General features: G+C 56.1%; 14 protein-coding genes. 3 read left to right on the forward strand and 11 right to left on the reverse strand.

What is annotated here, in order from left to right; translation table 11 throughout:
* Window positions 1-75: 75 nt before the first annotated feature.
* The 7 genes from UH5x_RS18980 to UH5x_RS19010 form a co-directional block, all read right to left on the reverse strand.
* On the reverse strand, window positions 76-2,382 hold the full coding sequence (locus UH5x_RS18980; RefSeq protein ID WP_047812709.1) for a SulP family inorganic anion transporter: 2,307 nt from the start codon (window positions 2,380-2,382) through the stop codon (window positions 76-78).
* 234 nt (window positions 2,383-2,616) lie between these two features.
* Window positions 2,617-2,955, reverse strand: coding sequence for a hypothetical protein (locus UH5x_RS18985; RefSeq protein WP_482633339.1), 339 nt, complete (start codon window positions 2,953-2,955; stop codon window positions 2,617-2,619).
* A gap of 110 nt (window positions 2,956-3,065) precedes the next feature.
* Complete coding sequence (locus tag UH5x_RS18990; protein WP_047812564.1) at window positions 3,066-4,790, reverse strand: potassium/proton antiporter; 1,725 nt, start codon at window positions 4,788-4,790, stop codon at window positions 3,066-3,068.
* Between the two features lie 213 nt (window positions 4,791-5,003).
* Entirely contained in the window at window positions 5,004-8,162 is a 3,159-nt protein-coding gene (locus UH5x_RS18995; RefSeq protein WP_047812565.1) for an efflux RND transporter permease subunit, read from the reverse strand.
* On the reverse strand, window positions 8,159-9,559 hold the full coding sequence (locus UH5x_RS19000; protein ID WP_047812566.1) for an efflux RND transporter periplasmic adaptor subunit: 1,401 nt from the start codon (window positions 9,557-9,559) through the stop codon (window positions 8,159-8,161). The genes UH5x_RS18995 and UH5x_RS19000 overlap by 4 nt, the downstream gene beginning before the upstream one ends.
* Before the next feature lie 106 nt (window positions 9,560-9,665).
* On the reverse strand, window positions 9,666-10,139 hold the full coding sequence (locus tag UH5x_RS19005; protein ID WP_047812567.1) for a MarR family winged helix-turn-helix transcriptional regulator: 474 nt from the start codon (window positions 10,137-10,139) through the stop codon (window positions 9,666-9,668).
* A 189-nt stretch (window positions 10,140-10,328) separates the two neighbouring features.
* Window positions 10,329-10,754 carry an RrF2 family transcriptional regulator gene (locus tag UH5x_RS19010; protein ID WP_047812568.1) on the reverse strand — a complete coding sequence of 142 codons (426 nt, stop codon included), beginning with the start codon at window positions 10,752-10,754 and terminating at the stop codon, window positions 10,329-10,331.
* A 303-nt stretch (window positions 10,755-11,057) separates the two neighbouring features.
* Here UH5x_RS19010 and UH5x_RS19015 point away from each other — a divergent pair, with 303 nt between their 5' ends.
* A complete protein-coding gene (locus UH5x_RS19015) occupies window positions 11,058-11,552 on the forward strand; it encodes a hypothetical protein (RefSeq protein WP_047812569.1) in 495 nt (164 codons plus the stop codon).
* Here UH5x_RS19015 and UH5x_RS19020 read toward each other — a convergent pair.
* Window positions 11,543-11,818 (reverse strand): hypothetical protein, encoded by a 276-nt coding sequence (locus UH5x_RS19020; protein ID WP_482633340.1) that lies wholly within the window; start codon window positions 11,816-11,818, stop codon window positions 11,543-11,545. The two genes, UH5x_RS19015 and UH5x_RS19020, sit on opposite strands and share 10 nt — an antisense overlap.
* A gap of 24 nt (window positions 11,819-11,842) precedes the next feature.
* Here UH5x_RS19020 and UH5x_RS19025 point away from each other — a divergent pair, with 24 nt between their 5' ends.
* Both UH5x_RS19025 and UH5x_RS19030 read left to right on the forward strand, forming a co-directional pair.
* Window positions 11,843-14,752 (forward strand): multiheme c-type cytochrome, encoded by a 2,910-nt coding sequence (locus tag UH5x_RS19025; protein WP_047812571.1) that lies wholly within the window; start codon window positions 11,843-11,845, stop codon window positions 14,750-14,752.
* A complete protein-coding gene (locus tag UH5x_RS19030; protein WP_047812711.1) occupies window positions 14,742-16,589 on the forward strand; it encodes a CRTAC1 family protein in 1,848 nt (615 codons plus the stop codon). The genes UH5x_RS19025 and UH5x_RS19030 overlap by 11 nt, the downstream gene beginning before the upstream one ends.
* Window positions 16,590-16,705: 116 nt before the next feature.
* Here UH5x_RS19030 and UH5x_RS19035 read toward each other — a convergent pair whose 3' ends face one another.
* The 3 genes from UH5x_RS19035 to UH5x_RS19045 are packed head-to-tail and all read right to left on the reverse strand — an operon-like array spanning window position 16,706 to window position 20,875.
* The gene (locus UH5x_RS19035) at window positions 16,706-17,842 is read right to left on the reverse strand and encodes a response regulator (protein WP_047812712.1); all 1,137 of its coding nucleotides are present in this window, start codon (window positions 17,840-17,842) and stop codon (window positions 16,706-16,708) included.
* A gap of 48 nt (window positions 17,843-17,890) precedes the next feature.
* On the reverse strand, window positions 17,891-20,200 hold the full coding sequence (locus tag UH5x_RS19040; RefSeq protein ID WP_482633341.1) for a PAS domain-containing sensor histidine kinase: 2,310 nt from the start codon (window positions 20,198-20,200) through the stop codon (window positions 17,891-17,893).
* Between the two features lie 18 nt (window positions 20,201-20,218).
* A complete protein-coding gene (locus UH5x_RS19045; protein WP_482633342.1) occupies window positions 20,219-20,875 on the reverse strand; it encodes a thioredoxin domain-containing protein in 657 nt (218 codons plus the stop codon).
* Window positions 20,876-21,061 lie beyond the last annotated feature (186 nt).

Raw genomic sequence — 21,061 nt, forward strand, 5'->3', positions numbered from 1 at the left:
GAATGGGCGTGAACGTGGAGTTCACGCCCAGATTCTTCTCACGAGCAGGTCGCGTGACGACCTTCGCGAGAAACGTTACCCAGCCACTTCTGCCGGAGGACCCGACGCTGACTCGGATGCAAGTTCTGAACCGCCGTCCCCGAGGAACTTGGTGTGGCCGGTCTTCACATCATACAACGCACCGATCACCTTCACACGTCCGTCTTGCACTGCTTCGCGAATGATGCGGCTTCTTTTCAGAATTTCCTCGACGGTGTGAATGACGTTGGCTTCGGCAACCTTGTCGACGTATTGCTCCATCGCTTCCGCGGATAGATTTTCGACCGCTTCGGCGGAGTCACTGGGGACGCAGGGTGCGATCTCATCGACGATTGACTGCAAATGCTGGCAACCCGTCGCTGCTTCGGCGCCTTGGTTGGCGGCGATCAGTTCGACGGAAGAAGTCACTGCTCCACAACGCGTGTGTCCCAGGACAGCGACCAGCTTCACTCCGGCAACGCCGACGGCGTATTCGAGGCTGCCCAGTGATTTGGTGCCAACGATATTCCCGGCCACTCGCACACTGAAAATGTCCCCCACACCGAGGTCGAAGACCAACTCCGTTGGCACCCGCGAATCGATGCAGCTCAGGACGGCCGCCAGTGGGCTTTGTCCCGCCGCGGTCGCATTGACCTGCCGTCCTAAGTCGCGGTTCAATCGCGTGCCGTCGGCAAAGCGACGGTTTCCGTTTCGGAGGATCTTGATGACTTGGTCGGAGGTGACTTTTTCTTGCAGTTCACGCGATGTGAATTCGGCGAATTCTTTGACGTCACTGAGTTGATACTTCTGCCGGAAGCCAGCCAGGTTGACCGAAATGTCTCGGGGCGGGGCCACGTTGTCTTTGAAGTCTCGAATCAGGCTCAACACATCGGGATCGATGTAATCGGAGCGAGAGGCGTCGATCACAAGTTTGCTGCCGGGACTCGTTTCGTTGAGGACTCGGTCCAAGGCGGCGCGGTTGAGAAAGCTGACTTGGTTGGAGAGCTCAATGTGAGTGACATCGCCATCGACTTGCGTTTCCACAATGCGCCGAATTGGTCGACGCAGGTTGCTGTTGAGAATGAACAAAATGCTGATTCCCAAGCCGATCAGAATTCCGACCAACAAGTCCGTCATGACAATCGCAACGACGGTGACGATGAACGGTATGAATTGATAACGACCTTCCTTCCACATCTGCTTGAAAATGGTGGGGCTGGCCAATTTGAAACCCGTCACCAACAGAATCGCGGCCAATGCGGACAGCGGGATTTTGTTCATCAAAGTCGGCAAGAAAGCAACGCTGATCAAGATCAGCGCTCCGTGGAAGATCGCCGACATTTTCGTTTTGGAACCAGCACCAACGTTGACCGAACCACGAACGACGACCGAGGTGACGGGAAGCCCACCAATCAAACCGCAGACCATGTTGCCGCACCCCTGTGCGATCAATTCGCGGCTTGGTGGTGAGTTGCGTTTCGCTTTGTCGAGCTTGTCGACCGCTTCCAAGTTCAGCAATGTCTCCAGGGACGCGACCACCGCGATCGTGACAGCGGCGATGTAAATTGCTGGGTCAAACGTTCGGCTGAAGTCGGGCATCCGGAGGAAACCGACAAACTCAGAAAAGCTTTGTGCGATCGGGATCTGTACCAAGTGTGATCCGCTGACCAACCAGTCTGGGCCGATGTTGGTGAATCCCAAGTTGATCAGGACTCCCACGGCAACCACGATCAACGGGGCGGGAACCAGGGACTTCTTGAGGGCAGGGATACGTTCCCAGATCAACAGAATGGCAATCGACAAAAGCCCGATCACCATTGCCCCGACGTGAATTTCACCAGCGAAGATGGTCAGCAGCTCAGAGAACGTGTTTTCCTGGTCAGGTTGGATGAACGACATGTCCCCTTCTGGGTCGGTGTCGTGGCCGAAGATGTGAGGGATCTGCTTCAGAATCAGAATCACACCAATTGCGACCAACAGTCCTTTGATGACGCTGGAGGGGAAAAACGCCGAGAGGGCACCGCCTCGAGCGATCCCAAAACCGATCTGGATGAGGCCGGCAATCAGCACGGCCAACAGAAAGGCTTCGAAGGATCCCAGCAAGGTGATTTGGGCAGCAACGATGGCGGTCAATCCCGCCGCGGGACCACTGACGCTGGTGTGCGATCCACTGATGACGGCGACCACCAGGCCCCCGACAATGCCTGACAGCAATCCGGAAAAGAGGTCTGCACCGGAGGCCAGGGCGATTCCCAGGCAGAGTGGGAGGGCAACCAGAAAGACCACCAAACCCGCGACGAGGTCTTGGGCAATGGAACTGGGGGAATACAGACTGGTCGGTTTGGGAACTTCGGATGTCGACATGGAGAATCCTTCGCAAAACGAAACGTCGTGATGCAAGTGAAAGAGCGGGATCAAAACTGTCGAACTCGAGCGCTGCACCTGCGCAGCGTTGGATCACTTCAGTCAGTGCGGAACGCATCCACGGACAAACAGTTTGTGATCAGGCATGCCAAGTGAACCGTCCTGGGAACAATCGTTCCGGTGGAGGGTGCTTCGCAAGAGTTCAAAGACGAAACGGTTGGACGTACCGGTGGCCTAGCACCGCATCGGTGCGAGCAGTCCGTTGGCGATTCGATGACCGTCAATTGCTGAAAGAAGGGGGCGCGTTTGCGGAACCAGGTTCCGGCCCGACAGGAGCTCTCGAGGGAGGACAAATCCGCCCTGAGGCGACCGAAGTTGTTGGACACGTCGGTGCGGAGAGCACGGGACGCGTTCTTCGATTTCTTCCGTTTCGGTTTGTCGACCGTTCCCCAGCAGCGAGCGGGAAACGGTGGTGGAGATCCCCAGCGTCGGGAATGCAAGCAAAAACAGCATGATGAATGACATCATGCGGCTGCCGCGACCCAGATCGAAGTGACGTGGAGAAATATTCAAACTGCAGTTCGGATTGGTTGAGATCGAATGAGAGAGGAGCTTGGAGGCTCTCTCAAGAGGTGGTTTTATTCTAGTGGCAAGGCGGATGCCGACAAGGACGAATCGGTCGTTCACTCCGGTTCTGGAAGGATCGACATTCCTACGTACTGAACCTTTCCATCGGACGATAATTCTCGTAAATGAAGCACAATTTTGTCAATTTGGACCGCGGCGCCAATCTTCATTTTGTCTTTTTTAAGATGCAGTCGGACCAACTCATCCATGGTGAGGTCCCCGTCGTCGGCCAGTTTTAGCTCGTAAAACTGCTCCAATTCACGAACTTTGATCGAGCCTCGCAGCGGAAATTCGAGTTCCGGCGGGAGGTCGGTGGTGTGGGCACGCGTGGGGGCAAAAACACGGTCGACCATCGCACGAATGCTTGGCCGTAGCACGACAACCACGTGATCCCCCGGTTTCAACTGCGATCGACCTTGTGGCAGCACCGTTTGCTCGTCGCGAACAATCAACGCAATGACCACTCCATCGGGCAGCGCCAAGTCTTTGATCAAGCAACCCGATGCCCGTGAATCCTGTTCGATGAAGTAGTCGACAATGTCCCCGTCCACGTTTTGAAGCGAGCTGATCTCAAGCGTCACCGGCGTCTTTTGATGCTTGGGCACTTCCAATTTCAAAACGCGCGCGACCGCGGGGAGGGTCCAGCCCTGCACAAGTGCCGAAACCAAAACGACGAAGAAAACGGTGTCGAAGATGATCGAGGCGGCAGGAAGTCCCGCCATCATTGGGAACGTGGCCAGGGTGATGGGCACCGCGCCTTTAAGTCCGACCCAAGACAGAAACGTCAACTCGCGAGTCGAGAATCGAAATGGCATCCCGCACAAAAACACGGCGATGGGCCGGGCCACAAAAATCAACACCGAGGCGATCAAAATCGCCGGGACGGTGACGTTCCACAGGCGACTGGGAAAGGACAAAATGCCAAGAGCCGTGAACATCAGGATCTGGCACATCCACGCCAATGCGTCGTGGAACAAGACGATGCCTCGAAGGAAAACAGGCCTTCGATTGCCAATCACAACGCCGGTGAGGTAAACGGCCAAGAACCCGCTGCCACCCAGTTCGGAGGCCATGCCGAATGAGAACAGGCCCAATGCAGTGGCCATCACGGGATACAAACCCGCCGCTTCCAATCGGATGTTCTGCAGCAACCAGGCACCGACCCAGCCCACCGCGAGCCCCATGCCGGTGCCGACGACGGCTTGATTCAGGAACAACGTGACCAGGCCAAACCCAAGCGGCGTCTGTCCGGTCAGGACCTCAATCAAACCGACGGTCAAGAAGATCGCCATGGGGTCGTTGGAGCCGCTTTCGACTTCCAAGGTGTTCGCCAACCTGGGGCGGATATGAACGCCACCTCCGCGAAGCACCGAAAACACGACCGAAGCGTCGGTCGAGCCCACAATGCTGCCGAGCAGCAACCCCTGCGTCCAACTCAGGCCCAGGATCCAAGACGCAGCCAATCCGGTGATCCCGGCCGTCACCACCACCCCCACCGTGGCCAACAAAGAGGCGGGCTTCCAAGCCGATTGAAAGGCCGCGTAGGGCGTTCCAATCCCGCCATTGAACAGAATCAAGCACAGCGCGGCGGTGGCAAAACCATGGGCCAGCGTGTAGTTCTCAAATTCGATTCCCCCGATGCCTTCGGATCCCGCCAGCATTCCGATGGCTAAGAAAACCACCAGCACGGGGACACCCATTCTCGCCGAAAATTTGTTCGACGCGATTCCTAGTAACAGCAAACTCCCGGCGAGCAGGATGAGAGTTTCAATGCTGAACATGATTGGATCAGAAAGAGGAAGGAAGGATGATCGGAAGTCGTCGGTTGGGTTCCTACCGGACGTTCAGTCTAGGGAACCAAACGAAAACCCGGAAAGCCCGCGGAGCACTGCCAAGGAACTTAGCAGTGTCGACGCGAGCTGTCCGGATTCTTTTTCACTTCCGATGCAAACCAGACACTTGGAGAAGAAATCTGGCTCCTTCATGCCAACGGATCAAGTGCCTTCCGGTGTTGTTTCTGGCTCGGTGCGTTTCGCGAAACGTCGCAGCAAAACATAGAACACAGGCGTCAAAAACAAACCAAAGATCGTGACTCCCAACATGCCTGCGAACACAGCGGTTCCCAGCACGCGTCGCATTTCGAATCCTGCACCCGTGGCAACCAACAACGGCACCACACCCAGGATGAACGAAAATGCCGTCATCAGAATCGGACGCAACCGCAACCGGCAAGCCGCGATGGCAGCATCAAATCGGTTCTTGCCAGCGTCCTCTTCTGCTTTGGCGAATTCGACGATCAAAATCGCGTTCTTACACGCCAGACCGATCAACACGATGAAACCGATCTGTGTCAGAACGTTGTTGTCCATCCCACGGAACCAAACGCCGGTCAGGGCGAACAGCAGACACAACGGCACAATCAAGATGATGGCCAGCGGCAGCAACCAACTTTCGTATTGTGCGGCGAGAGCCAAGAACACGAACAAGACCGCCAAGGGGAACAAGAACACAATCGTGTTGCCTGCTTGTTTCTCCTGGAAGGCGATCTCGGTCCATTCATAGCCAAAACCGGGTGGCAGATTCAGATCGGCCAATTGTTCCATCGTCGCCAGAGATTGCCCGGTGCTGAAACCAGGAACGGTGGTTCCGTTGAGGTCGGCAGCAGGAAACAGGTTGAATCGGACCAATCGGTCCGGGCCAGCGGTCTTGGTGATGTTGACGACCGAGCCCAGTGCCACGGAGGCTCCTCGATCGCTACGAGTCCGAATCCGGGAAATGTCGGCCGCCTCATCGCGAAACTTGGGTTCCGCTTGCGCGGTGACCCGGTAGGTACGGCCGAGGAAGTTGAAATCGTTGATGTACACCGATCCCAAGTAGACCTGCAACGCTTCGAAGACTCGGTTGACGGGGATATCCAGCATCTGTGCTTTGGTCCGGTCCACGTCCGCGTAGACTTGTGGGACATCCATTCGCAGGTTCGAGAACACTTGCGTGACGCCAGGTTGTTGGTTGGCTTCGGCAAGCATTGTCTGGGCGACTTGGTTGAGTGAATCCAGTCCCGCACCGCTGCGGTCTTGGACATACATCTTGAAACCTCCCCCACGCCCAATCCCACGAATCGGGGGTGGCGGAATGATCAAGATCTGAGCTTCGTTGATGGCCGCCACTTCACGCCGCATGTCCGCCACGATTGCATTGACCCCACGCCCTCGTTTGGCTCGTTCCTTGGCGTCTTCCAACGGCAAGAATGTCACCGCCGCGTTGGGTTTGATCGAGAACGTGGCCCCGGAAAGACCGGCGATTCCGACGGCATGCTTCACCCCGTCGATCTGCTTTCCAATCTCCGCCACTCGCCGAGTCACCCGGTCGGTTCGGGCCAGCGACGCACCGTCGGGCAAGTTGATCGCAACGATCACGTAGCCCTGGTCCTGGTCCGGAATGAAACCAGTCGGTACCAGGCTGAAACTGAACCCGGTGAGAACCAACAGGCCCGCGTACAGCACCAGTGCGAAACCGGTCCTCTTGATCAAACTGCCAACGATCGATGCGTAGATGTTGCTGGTCGCATCAAACGTTCGATTGAACAACCGAAAGAACCAGCCGAACAGGAAGTCAATCATTTTTCCCATTCGATTCTTCGGCGCGTCTTTCGGACGAAGCAACAACGCACACAACGCTGGGCTGAGCGTCAACGAAACGAAGGTGGAAATCGCGGTGGAGATCGAGATCGTCAACGCGAATTGTTGGTAGAACTTGCCACTGATCCCGGGCACAAACACCGTGGGCACAAACACCGCGATCAACACCAATGTCGTGGCAATCAGGGCGGACCCGACCTCGTCCATTGCCTTGTGAGTGGCCTGCCGTGCGGTCATGCCCTCGGCAATCAATCGCTCGACATTCTCGACCACCACAATCGCGTCATCGACCACAATCCCAATCGCCAGGACCAATCCAAACAGGGACAAGGTATTCAGCGTCACCCCCAGGAACTGCATCACGGCGAAGGTGCCGATCAAAGAAATCGGAATCGCGATCACGGGGATGATGGTTGGACGCCAGCCATGCAAGAATAGAAACACGGTCAAGACGACGAAAATCGTTGTGATGAAGAGCGTTTCAAACACTTCGGAAATCGAATCCTCGACATAGTCGGTCGGGTTGTAGGCGACCTCGAACCCGATCCCCTGAGGGAATTCCTCGCTCATTTCGTTCATGATGCGTTTGACTTCCGCCGCGGTTTCAACCGCGTTGGTGCCGGGACGCTGATAGACCAGCACTGCGACGGCGGGTTTGCCATCGAGATAGCTCAATCGCGAATAGTCTTGAGCTCCCAGTTCAATGCGGGCCACATCGCGAAGTCGCGTGATGCGTCCGTCGTCGCCTCGTTTGACAATGATGTCGCCAAACTCATCTTCGCGAATCAGGCGTCCTTGCGTGGTGACGTTGAGCTGAAAATCACCGGTGTCATCGGTCGGTGGTTGGCCGATCACACCGGCCGCGACTTGAATGTTCTGGGCTTGGATGGCATTGACGATTTCACCCGCGGTCAAATCGACGTGGGTCATCTTTTCGATGTCCAGCCAAATGCGCATGGCGTATTCGTTGCCGCCGGCGATTCGGATTTCGCCGACTCCATTCAATCGCATCAATGCATCGCGAACTCGTAGAAACGCGTAGTTGCTGATGTACAGCTGATCGCGACTGCCGTCGGGCGAGTTCAGGTGAACCACCATCAGCATGTCTGGGATTTGTTTGGTCGTCGTCACACCGATTTGGCGGACTTGATCAGGCAAACGAGACTCTGCAATCGCGACTCGGTTCTGCACCAACACCTGGGCATCATCGAGGTCCGTGCCCAATTTGAACGTCACCGTCAACTGCATGGTTCCGTCCGAGCTGGACGACGATTCCATGTACAGCATGTCATCGACGCCGTTCATCTCTTGTTCGATCGGCGTCGCCACGGTGTCAGCGATGACTTCCGGGGTTGCCCCAGGATAACTGGCTCGAACCAAAATGGTCGGCGGCGCGACGCTGGGATACTGCGACACCGGGAGCGTGAAATACACGATCCCACCGACCAGCACGATCAGGAATGACAGCACCGAGGCAAAAATCGGGCGTTCAATGAAGAAGTGTGGGAACTTCATCGTGTCACCTCCGTCTTGCGATCCGCGATGGGGACGGCGGTGGGGGCGGGCGAAATCCATTCTTCTTTGGGAACGGGGAGATACTCGTCAGGCAATCCGTCTTCGACGACCTCGATCGTCCCGTCGATGGTGTTCACCTCGGCATCGGGACGCGACTGCATCAGGCCCTGGATCACCAGCAATTCGGTGCCGTCCAAGCCCTCTCGAATGACTCGCAGACCATCGATGATGGGGCCGCTCGTGATTGTTCGTCGCTGAATCACACCATCGACGACCACGTACACGTACTGAGACGATTGATCGGTGCCAATCGCCGAATCAGGGATCAACACCGCATCGTGCGGAGCACTGCCGGGGATCCGAATGCGAGCGAACATGCCGGGCAGCAACAGTTCATCTTCGTTGGCAAACACGCTTCGGGCACGCATGCTGGCTGTGTCGACATCAAACCGGTTGTCAACGAAGTCCATGTGTCCTTGGTGCAGGAAACCCTCTTCATCCATCAAACCGAGGTACACGGGGTTCTTGGCCACACGCGAGCTTTCGCGTTCACCCGATTTGGCCAGGCGGGAATACTTCAGCACGTCTTGTTCGGTGGCGTCAAACACACAGTAGATCGGCTGCACCGAAGCGATGGTCGTCAGCAACGAAGAGGTCGCCGTTCCACCCGCGATCAAGTTGCCTTCGGTCACGTACTTGCGACTGATGCGTCCAGTGATCGGCGCACGGATACGAGTGTATTGAAGATTCAGTTCAGCCGTGTCAACGCCAGCCTTGGCGACTTCGATTTCCGCTTGCGCGGTGGCGATCGCGGCTTCGCTTGAGTTGAGGCTGGCGCGGACGCCTTCGATGTCTGCCTTGGCTTTGAGGAACTCTGCTTCACGGTCATCGAGTTCGTCTTGGGAAGAGGCGTTGCGTTCCACCAAACGCTGCGTTCGTTTGTAACGAACATCAGCGAGGTTCAGCTGAGCTTCGGATTGCAACAGGTTCGCGCGGGCGACTTCCGTCATCGCCTTGGCTTGTTTCAGTAGCGATTCCGATTGTTGAAGTTTGGCTTGTGCCGCCGCCAATTCTGCTTCGTAGGGGCGTGGGTCGACGATGAACAGGAGATCGTTTTTCTCAACGATTTGTCCCTCGTCAAAGTGGACCGATTGCAAGTATCCGTCCACTCGTGCGCGGACCTCCACCAAATCAACCGCTTCCATCCGGCCGGTGTAGGCGTCCCATTCAACGATCTTCTTCGAGATCGGTTGGGCCACGGTCACGGTCGGCTTGGGCATTGCGGGAGGGCCGCTCGGGGCATTGCCACACCCAGTGACAGCGAGCAACATCCCACCGATGCCAGCTCCCAGAGCAAGCTTCCCAAGGAAGTTGAGGTTGTGATGAGGAGGAGTCATGATTCAGAGGGGTCCAGAAACGGGAGGGTGATTCGGGGGGGCGTGGCGTCTCCACGCAGGCGGGGCGGAGCGACCAAGGTGAATGGGGGGGGAGGTTCGACCGAAGTCAGTCGTCAACGTGTGAGATCGATTCGCGAGTTTGATTGAGCAATTGCAAAAGCTGGCTTTTGTCCGCCTTGCTGAGCTGCTTCAGCATTCGATCTTCCATCTCTTTCAAGGGCTGCATGGTGTCGTCCACCAGTTGTTTGCCTTTCGGGGTGATCGTCACATGCACCACCCGGCGATCTTCTGTGCAGCGGTTCCGCTCAACCAGCTTTTGTGAGCAAAGGTGGTCCACCAGCGACGTGACCGCGGGCACAACCTGGATCATTTGTTCGCCAATCTCGCCGCAGGTCAGCGGGCGTTCTGCCAATGCGAGACTGCGTAGGATGTTGAAGCGTGAGAGCGTCAATCCATGCTCGCGGAACAGTCGCGAAAATCGGTTCTCAAGTTGGTCACCGATACGGAGGAAATTCAGCAAAACCTCTTGGTCCAAGCAGCGAAACGGTTGAGGGCGATTCAGTTCGTGCTGCAGGCTCATCGCGACTTCCTCAAACGGACTTCGTTTCACTGCTGAATAGGTTATTAGTGAAATATCTTTTGTCGAGTATTTTCCGCCGAGAAAATCGAGGGGGGCGGAAGTTCGCGAAAGGTCCGGTTTGCGGGCGGTGGACGTCCGCAGCAGGGGGCGCGTGTTCCGATGGGTCTGGGTTTGCTCAACCAACCCGGCTCATTCGGTCTTGAGTTGATCCAATTGGCCACGCGTGGGGACGACGTCCGCGAGTGTGACGCTGTTCAGATAGTCCATTTGGATGCGTTCGGCGTTGGCCAGCACGCCACTGAGTTTGCAGAACGAATGGATCACGCAACTGTGGTCGGATCCAACACAGGGCAGGAGATGCGTGTCGTTTTCAATCGTTTCGATGATCTGGCCCACGGTAACGTCTTCCGGTCGAACGGCCAGTTCAATCCCACCGCCGACTCCGCGGATGCTTCGGACGTAGCCTTCTCGCGCGAGCAAGTTGACCACTTTGGCGACATGGTTGACTGAGATATTAAAAAGCGAGGCCACCCCCGCGACGTTGGCCCGAGTGTCTCTCGTGGCCAAGTACATCAGCGTTCGCAACGCGTAGTCAGTTTGGGTCGTCAGTTTCATGTCAATCCAGAGTAAGTCTCGCAGGTGCAATCATCGTAGCAAACTTCGGGATTTTGCGTCCTTCAGAAGCAAGCTTGGACGGGCTTGGGAGGAGCGACGCCGAGACGGCAATCGCTCCTCCTGCTCGCGGGTTTCGGAGGGGGCGAGGTGCCCCCGAGACCGCTGCGGGGAAAGTAGCTCCCCTTGTTTGATTGACTTGGGGGGTGAGTCCGCCTAGGCTCGTAGGGGTGCCAGCCTCTGCTCTTGGTCGAGCGTTGCTTTTCTTGAGGTGGCAGACTCTCCGTTGGACCGACTGAAGAATCGATGTCGCGTGTTCTCTTTCCATTCGTAGTCGCCGTTTTACTGGCGGGCGTTTCGACGCCACGTTCAGTCGAGGCGAGTTGCGGGGATTGGTTGCAGCACTCCGGCAGCACTTCCATCGTCGCTGCTCAGCCGTCATCGATGCGAATCAGCGAAGGTGGAAACAGCGAATCGGGAACGCAGCAGAATCGCCATCTTGAGATGGCCCAACAAGGTTTGCCCAGTCAGAGACTGCCCAGTCGAGGGCTGCCCAGCCAATCGGTGCCAGCCAAACCGTGTGATGGCCCGTTGTGTGGCCAACTACCAGTGCTTCCGATTCCTGCGCCGATGATTCCTGTTGCTGAACGTCCGCATCACGATGCGGTTTGGAAGGCGGGGGCGGAGAGCGTTCGCTTGGGCGAGTTTCTTTGCCGATCGCAGGAAGACTCGATGGATGTCCAACCGGGATTCTCGCTCGGGATCGATCGCCCGCCGCAGATGACATTGTCTCAGGCTTGAGCAAGTCGTTTCCACACCCTGGTCTGCACGTCTCGATTGTCATTCATCGTCTTGGTCGATGATCCACATGCGGGCGCAGCACCAATCACACAGTTCGCCTCTGGCGTTGTGTCAACGTTGCGGAAGAGGTCTTGCTCGAAGTCATCGCCTGCGCCAATTCGTTTGCGCTGGCGAACGAAGGGTCCCGATTGAAAGTGCTCCGCTTTCATTCGATTGATGCACCCCATCCGATGTTCTCGGTGGCGGGTGCGCACCTCGTCTGTCATCTGACCGTTTCTTGGAATCGACTCATGTCATCTGTTGCACAACCCGGTGCGGCCGTGCCGAAGCCGCGAAAAAAGTATGTTCGCGCGGTTGGTCCGCGGCTCAAAAAACTGCTCTACGCCATCTTCGTTCTGTTCGCATTGCTGTTGGCCAACTCGGGATATCTGGCGACGTTCACGTTCCTCGAGTGGTTTCGGGATCAGACGTACCAGGACTACTTTTATCAATACATGTTCCTGGCTCACTTGGTGATGGGACTGCTGTTGGTTCTGCCGGTCGTCATCTTTGGGTTCATCCACATGTGGAACACCAAGGATCGTCGCAACCGGCGGGCGGTCCGGATTGGGTACGCTCTGTTCGCGGTCAGCTTGGGGATCCTCGCGACGGGAATTTTGTTGGTTCGGATCGGTGGGTTTGATTTGAAACAACCGTTGGCACGCAACACCGTGTACTGGTTGCACGTCGCGTTTCCGCTCGCTTCGATTTGGCTGTATTGGCTGCACCGCTTAGCCGGACCGCGCATCAAGTGGCGAATCGGAATGAGCTTTGGCGGGGTCGCGGTGGCGTCCATCGCCGCCATGGTGATCTTGCAGATGCAGGATCCTCGGCAGTGGAATGCGGTGGGACCCGACTCAGGCACGCAGTACTTCGAACCTTCCTTGGCGCGGACGTCGAGCGGTAACTTCATTCCCTCCGATGCATTGATGAACGATGAATACTGTTTGAAGTGTCATGCCGACATTCACAAAGATTGGCAGGACAGCGTTCACCGGTTCAGTTCTTTCAACAATGCACCCTACTTTGCCAGCGTCAGCGAAACACGAGCGAAGTCGCTCGAGCGGGACGGATCGGTTCAGGCCTCACGATGGTGTGCGGGTTGCCACGATCCCGTGCCCTTCTTTTCGGGGGCATTTGACGATCCCAACTTTGACATGACCAATCACTCAACTGCCAAAGCGGGGATCACGTGCACGGTTTGTCATGCGATCACAAACGTGAACAGTGTGCGAGGCAACGCCGACTACACGATTGAAGAACCACTGCACTATCCGTTTGCCAACAGCGACAACGCGGCGCTGCAGTGGATCAACAATCAATTGGTGAAGGCGAAACCTTCGTTTCACAAGAAAACGTTCTTGAAACCGTTTCACAAAACGGCGGAGTTCTGTTCGACGTGCCACAAGGTGCACTTGCCAGAAGCGTTGACCGGTTACAAAGAATTTTTGCGTGGCCAAAACCACTACGACCCGTATTTGTTCAGTGGCGTGTCCGGGCACGGTGCAAGGAGTTTTTACTACCCGCCCAAGGCGGTCGACAACTGCAACAAGTGTCACATGCCCTTGGTGGCATCCAATGACTTTGGCGCGAAAAAGTTTGACGGCGCCGAGGAGCTGAGTGTGCACGATCACATGTTCCCCTCGGCGAACACCGGGATCGCCTGGCTGCGTGATCGAGAGGACGTTATTGAGGCGCATCAAGAGTATTTGCAGGACGTGATGCGTGTCGACATCTTTGGTGTTCGGGAAGGTGGTGAGATCGATGGCGAATTGATCGCGCCCCTGCGTCCAGAGGTGCCCGCACTGAAACGGGGTGAAAAGTATCTGCTGGAAACGGTGGTTCGGACGATGAAAATGGGGCACCTGTTTTCGCAGGGGACCGTGGACAGCAACGAAATTTGGTTGGAAGTCAAAGTCACCAGCGGCGATCGATTGATCGGTCACAGCGGTTGGGTCAATGAAAACAGACACAATGAAGTCGATCCGTGGTCGCACTTCATCAACGTGTTCATGCTGGACAAGGATGGCAACCGAATCAATCGGCGAAATGCCGAAGATATCTTCACGCCGCTTTACAATCACCAAATCCCACCGGGGGCTGGGCAGACAGTTCACTACGAACTGAATGTGCCCGACGATGTGAGCGAACCGATTCAGGTGGAGTTGAAGTTGCTGTATCGAAAGTTCGACACGGAGTACATGGACTTCGTGGCCAGGGTCAATGAAGAACATGGGATTCAAATTCGCGGGCACATTCCCGGTCAGCACTACACCAATGAGTTGCCGATCACGACGATGGCGGTCGACACGATGGTGTTCCCTGTCGAAGGGTTGGACGATGCCGTTGAAAATTCACCGCGGGACATTCCAACCTGGCAGCGTTGGAACGACTACGGCATCGGTTTGCTACTGAAGGGCAAGGCGGAACTTCGTCAGGCCGAAGGCGCTTTCCGTGAAGTGGAGGCGTTGGATCGATACGACGGCCCGCTGAACTTGGCTCGCGTCCTGAACACGGAAGGTCGGCTGGATGAAGCGGTCGAGGCCTTGCAGCGCGCCGATGGGTATCGCGAGACCGAAGGTTTTCCACGCTGGACGTGGGCGTGGTTGTCAGGCGTCATCAACTCGCAACAGGGGCGCTTGGAAGAGGCCGAACAAAACCTTCGAAGCGTGCTGGAAGACAGCACGGAAGACATGCAGCGTCGCGGCTTTGATTTCAGTTTGGATATTGAAGTGATCAACCAACTGGGTCGCACTTTGTTCGATCTGGGCAACACTCGCGAACGTCAACGTCGGACTGACGAGAGTCAGGCCTATTTCGAAGAGTCGGTCAGGCAGTATCAAAAGACGCTGCAGATCGATCCTGAAAACGTTTCCGCTCATCACAATTTGCAATTGCTCTATGAGCGTCTCGGCGATCAAGAGTCGGCAGAGAAACATCGGAAACTGCACCAAATCTACAAGCCGGATGACAACGCCCAAGGGCGTGCGATTCGTCTGGCCCGAGAAAAGTATCCCGCTGCCAACCACGCGGCCGAAGCGGTCGTGAAGTATTCCTTGCATCGGGAATTGCCAACGGAAACCCCACCGCCCGAAACCCCAACGGACCATTCCGCTGCGGTCACCAGCCCTGCCCCCGAAGGAGATGATGATGTCGAGTGATCCGCAGTCAAACGAAGTGGATGAAAGTGAATTGCGTGATGAAGCCGATATCGGTCGCGCGATGCGGGGGTCGTTGATCGCGTTGGTGGCAATCGTGCTGGTCGGCGGCATCGCCGCCTATCTTCTGACGCGTCCCAAGCCGGCGCCGCCGGTGCGCGAATCTCAGTTGGCGAGCGTTGCCATTCGAGAACAACCCAAGGTGGTGCTTCCAAAAACCCCGTTCAAAGACATCACCGAAGAGGCGGGGATTTCGTTTGTGCACAACAACGGCGCGACCGGAGACAAGTTGCTGCCTGAAACGATGGGGGGAGGGAGCGCGTTCCTCGATTTTGACAACGACGGGGATCAGGATCTGTTGTTGATCAACTCCATGGATTGGCCCTGGGATGAACCGAGTGGTCGGGGGAACACATCGGGACTGTATCGAAATGAGGGTGGCACCTTTGTGGATGTGACGCAGGGATCCGGATTGGATGTCGAGATGTATGGCATGGGGTGTGCCGTTGGCGACTTCGATCAAGACGGGTTGGTGGATGTGTTCATTTCGGCGGTCGGGAAGAATCGCTTGTTTCGGAACCTTGGTGAGGGGAAATTCGAAGACCTCACCGAGTCCGCGGGTGTGAGCGGCGCGGAAGATCGCTGGAGCACCAGTTCGGGCTGGTTTGACTATGACAACGACGGCGATCTGGATCTGTTTGTGTGCAACTACGTCGTTTGGAGTCGCGAATACGATGAGTCGCAGGGGTTTCAACTCGTCGGTGGCGGACGGGCCTATGGTCGACCGCAAAATTTCGAAGGCACGTTCTCATACCTGTATCGCAACGAAGGGGACGGGAAGTTCACGGACGTTTCCGAAGCGGCTGGCATTCAGGTTCGAAATGTTTCCACCGACGTGCCACAGTCGAAGTCGCTGGGTTTGGCACTTTGTGATTTCGACCAGGACGGCTACATGGATGTGGTGGTCGCCAACGACACGGTCCAAAACTGTTTGCTTCGAAACAGTGGTGACGGGAAATTTTCGGAGATGGGCGCGATTTGTGGGATCGCATTTGATTCCACCGGCAACGCTCGCGGGGCGATGGGGATCGATGTGACATCCTTTCGTGAGCGATCCAGCATGGCGGTTGCGATCGGGAACTTTTCCAATGAAATGACGGCGTTGTATGTGACCAAAGCCGGGCGAATGCAGTTCTACGACGAAGCGGTCTCGACCGGACTCGGGCCCAGCACGCGGTTGTTGCTGACGTTTGGTTTGGCCTATGTCGACTATGACCTGGACGGTCGCTTGGATCTGTTTTGTGCCAACGGCCACTTGGAAGAAGACATCAATCGGGTGCAGCCGAGCCAGCACTACGAGCAGCCACCGCAGATGTTTTGGAACGCGGGACCCGAGTATGAGACGGAGTTTCTTCCTGTCGGTGCGGAGCAGTTGGGCAACGATTTTGTTGTGCCGATGGTTGGTCGCGGCGCATCGTATGCCGACATTGATTTGGATGGCGACTTGGACTTGCTGATCACGTCGGTGGGGCGTTCACCACGGTTGTTGCGCAACGATCAAGCAACCGGTCACCATTGGCTGCGACTGAAATTGGTGGGCGACGGGGTGAAGTGCAATCGCGATGCGATTGGGGCTTGGGTGGAAGTCACGGTCGGCGACGAGGTGCTGGCCAAACAGGTGATGCCGACGCGAAGCTATCTCACTCAGGTGGAGTTGCCGTTGACGTTTGGGCTGGGGCAGCACGAGGCTGTTCAGAACGTGACGGTGCGGTGGCCAGATGGCGAGAAGATTGAGTTGGGGCCGATGAAGGTCGACCAGGTGCACGAGATCACTCGGTGAAGGTTGCAAGCCAATGTTGAGCGTGGTGCTGGTCCAGTGAAGCGGTCAAACACACTTGAATTGCGACGGGACAGACGTCGAAAGAATCGGGCGTGAGAGAATTGGATCCTCGTGATCTAGGTCCCCGCCATTTCGGGCGATCGTTTGGCTGGGATTTCGACCGCGACTGTTTCCAGGCCGATCAGATTGCGGAGACGTGTGACCATCGGCGGCGATAGCTTGCGTCCGGATGCAATGAGCAGCAGGCCGTTCGGCATTCGAACGTCTTCTGCGACCATCATGCCTGTCAACAGTTCAGATGTTGAAATGCTTTCGATCGTCGGTTTAGGCTGTGCATCGGTAGCATGACGAACATGTTCACTGAAGTTTTGATCGAGGTCTGGGAATCGATCTTCAATTTCAGTTAAGGCGACATCGCCGGTTTCGCCTCGACGTTTCAGCATGCTTTGGTAGTAGCTGAGTAAGATCGATTGAGCAATTTTGTCGTCGTCATTGGTGCACTGCTTGGTCGTGATCTCGGTGCTTCCCATTCGATCCAGCAAATCAGAGATCGGTTCCAGTCGTGGGATTTGTTTGATCAATTGGCTGGAAATGGAGAAGACTTCTTTCACGATCTTGCGATGTTCGTCCGACGTGATGGACGCTTTGGCCAAGGTTTCTCGTTGGTCGAGGTTCAGCAGTGGAATGCCTGCGACCATCAAGCGAGAGGTCAACGGCACACGCCAATCGGTGTCCGCGTTGCATTCGGTGAGCATCTCTTTCGCTGATTTCAGGATGTCGTCGGTGTCGACCAACGGATCGTCAACGTATTCAATGATTTCCACCAGGACACTGATCGCACCTGAAAAAGTCTTCTTGAGCAATTCTTCTTTGCTCGTAATTAAGTCGTGTTGTTTGATTCCGGCATTGATGGCCGCTTTGATGTCGCTCATTTGGCAAGGTTTGTTCAGGAACCGAAAGACCTGCCCGTCGTTGACCGCGTCCATCGCGGTGGTGAGGTCCTGGTTTCCTGTGAGCATCAGGTACACGCTGTTGGGCGAGATCTCACGCGCCTTTTGGATGACTTCGATGCCTTCCATTCCTGGCATCCGCATGTCGACCATGACAACGGAGAAGGTTTCGGAATTCTTGATGCAGGCCAAAGCCTCTTGACCGGATTCGCAGGTGGTGACCTCGAAGTCAAAGGACAGGTTTCGCTTGAGTGTGTTCAGCAAGCTGTAGTCGTCGTCGACGAGTAGGATTCGTTCATTCATCGGGTTGTTCGCCGGTTGAATCAAGTGTTTAGGTGGTTGTCAGGGAGATCAAGTCAGAACCGGAACACGACAAGTGTCCGGGCGTTCTTTGTCGGAGTCGTCTGCAATGGACTGGCTGGCGTCCATTGGGAGCGTCACGATGAAGGAGCTTCCGACGTTGGGTTCGGATTCCACACGAACCGTGCCATTGTGTTTCGAGGAGACAATGTTGTATGTCAGCGAGAGTCCCATCCCGGTGCCCTTGCCGACCTCTTTGGTGGTGAAGAACTGGTTGAAAACTTTGGAACGGACATCCGCTGACATTCCGGTTCCGTTGTCGCTCACGCGAATTTCAACTTGGTTGTCTTTTTGCACTGAGTTGACTCGGATCTTGCCTTCGAGGTCAGGCTCACTTGCCTTGCGTTCTGCGATGGCGTCCGCCGCGTTGACGATCAAGTTGATGAAGACTTGGCTGAGTTCTGCCCCGAAGGCAGGGATTGGCGGTAGGTCGTGTGACAAATCCAGTTCCAATTCAGCAACATATTTGTATCGGTTGCGGCTGATGATTGCCGCTTGCTGAATCAGAGTGTTCACATCGGTGTCGTTCATCTCTTGCCGGCCTGGATGCGACATGGCTTTCATCGCTCGGACAATCTCGATCACACGAATCACCGCTTGTGATGCTTCTTCGATGGCATCCGGCGTCTGTTCTCGCAACACGTCGTAGCGATGCTGCTTGGTCAACGATTCGAGTTGTGATTGAGCATCGACCGCATTCAACGAAGGGCTTTTGAGCAGTTCGAACAATCCGTCGGTGAACTGGAAGAGACGCTCATAGCTCATGGTCAGGAATTCCACGTTCCCGCTGACACATTGCATGGGGGTGTTGATTTCGTGAGCGATCCCAGCGGCGAGTTGCCCCATGGATTCCAGTTTCTGGGCTTGCGCCAATTGGCGTTCCATGGCTTGCGTGTCACTCAGGTCTGTCGCGAAAGCAACGAACACGGGCCGAGTTTCAAACGTCGACCGGTGAATGTCCACGTGTACTGGAAATGCGGTGCCGTCCTTCCTCACGTGAGCCGAGTTGAACGCGCATCGTTCGCTTGGGTCTGCCATGGCCACGGTGATCCGTTGACGCAGTTCATGGTTTGAGATGCCTTGGAGGAAGTCCTGCGGGGAGCAGTTGCCCAGTTGGTCGCGTTCCAGGCCGATGCTCCGCAGGAATCCGCGGTTGGCTTCCACCAGGCGCAATGTCTCCGCATCGAAAATGTAGAGCTCATTGGGCGATTCTTGAATCAAATTGGCAAGCGATTTGCCACGCGACTCGGCATGTTTCAGGTCGGTGATGTCGAGGAAACTTCCTAATGTTCCAAAGCAGTTGTTTTGATGGTCGTGAAGCGAGGTGGCGCCCGCTAGAACCGTTCTGGATTCCCCGGCAAAGTTCTGCAGGATCTCTTCGATGTTGACAAGTTCCACATTCTCATCCGGTGAATCGCAGAAGCTGGACAATCGGTTGTGCGCTTGGTCGTTCGAAGGAATGATGTCATTCATTCGTTTGCCAACGATGTCTTGGGGCGACTTCAGTCCAACGAACTCGCTGAATATTTCGTTGCAACCCAAGAAGGTTCCGTTGATGTCACGCCAGAAGACGGCGGCGGGAATGCGCTGCAGAATGGTGTCCTGAATGTGGCGTTGTTGCTCGATCTCCGACGTCCGACTGCGAACGCGTTCTTCCAGCAAGTCACGTTGTTGAGTGAGCGAGGACTGAAGTTTGGCCAGTTCCCAGAGAGAAAGCCTGTTTTGACGAACTCCCAGGATCAAGAAAATCGTCTCAAAGACAATCCAACCGGCGTGTTCCAAAGCACGAAGGGGCGATGGCGAGAGAACGCCAAACACGGACTCAGGCCAGAACAGGCTGCGGACCAGATGGTCCAGGCTGATCACGGAGACTGCCGGCAGGAACACCCAGGGATCTTTGTAAAACGCCAGGAAGGCGAGTGAGCCAAAGATATGGAAATGGGACTCGATCCGGCCGCCCATCAAGTGGATCAGCAAGGCAGAGAATTGCATTTGCGCGACGGCCATGATCATCCGCGTCATGCGCTGGCCAGGGAAATTGATGGCGAGAAACACCGGGAAGATGGTGAGCAGTCCGCCGCCAACGATGGAACTCCAGACATGCACGTGGACGAGTTGTTGGGACCCAATCCAGGTGTACGGCGAAATCCAAACGGCGCAGCCTATTGCAAACGCCCATTGCAGAGCGAGAACCACAGCCAATGCGCGGTCCGCATTGATTTGCCGTGATTGCAAATGCTCCGCAAAGAGGATCTGCGCACTCTTTGGAAGAGGTGCCGTTTCGAGTTCGTTTTCTGACATGACTATCCGGCTCGAGGACTACAGCCGACAACCGAAAACCGGTGTCGAAGTGAGAGGCGGTGTTTGGCCTCGAAGCAACATGGAAATGGAGCGCACGCCAAGGTTGTCACCTTCGTGATTCCGAGAAGCGGTGATCCCGCCATGAAAACGGGGTTTGCCATGAGGGTCGAAAACGACCACCGCGCCCGACGTCTTCATGCCCAACTCCATCGCCGCCTTCCCTGCCTCATCCGCTTGAATGGAAGCGTGAGGGATGCGCGAGAGACGGGAGGTGATTTTTCCGTCCATCCAATCGCTGTTGGTGTCGGCGGGATGGTAGACCAGGAATCGGCAGGTCAGTTGGTTGTCAACCTGACGGAGCAGGCGTTGCAGTTCATTGACCGATGCCACCGTGCAGGGGCATTTCGGATGAACGGCCATCACCAATTCCCAGTCGGAAGAGTTGGTTGATCGCGAGACGCTGGTCGGATGTTCGACGGGTCCGGTGGCAGGCGGCGGTTCGGAGGGACCCGCCGTGTTGCCGTAAGCAATCAACGCGAAGAAGAGACCCGCCAGAAGGCAGCCCCAAAGAACTGCGACTCGAATCAGGAACGGCGGGATCTTTCTGGTCGTTGGATGGACCGCTTGCAGGTCCACGCTCTGGACGGAACCAGAGTGGGTTTTTCGATGTAACATGTCACGTGCCCCGCGAGCAATGTTGGATTAGTAGTGTTGTTGCCTTGATTCCTCAAGGCTGTCAAACGCTACATCGGAATCGTGATGCAGACCTGGAGAATGAGAATTCGGGGATGAGAAAGACGCTGCCTCGCCTGGGGGAGCAATGACCTTGGCGGTTGAATCGAATGTGCGGCCGGTGCGGGA

The organism is Rhodopirellula sp. UH5, from assembly GCF_056839225.1.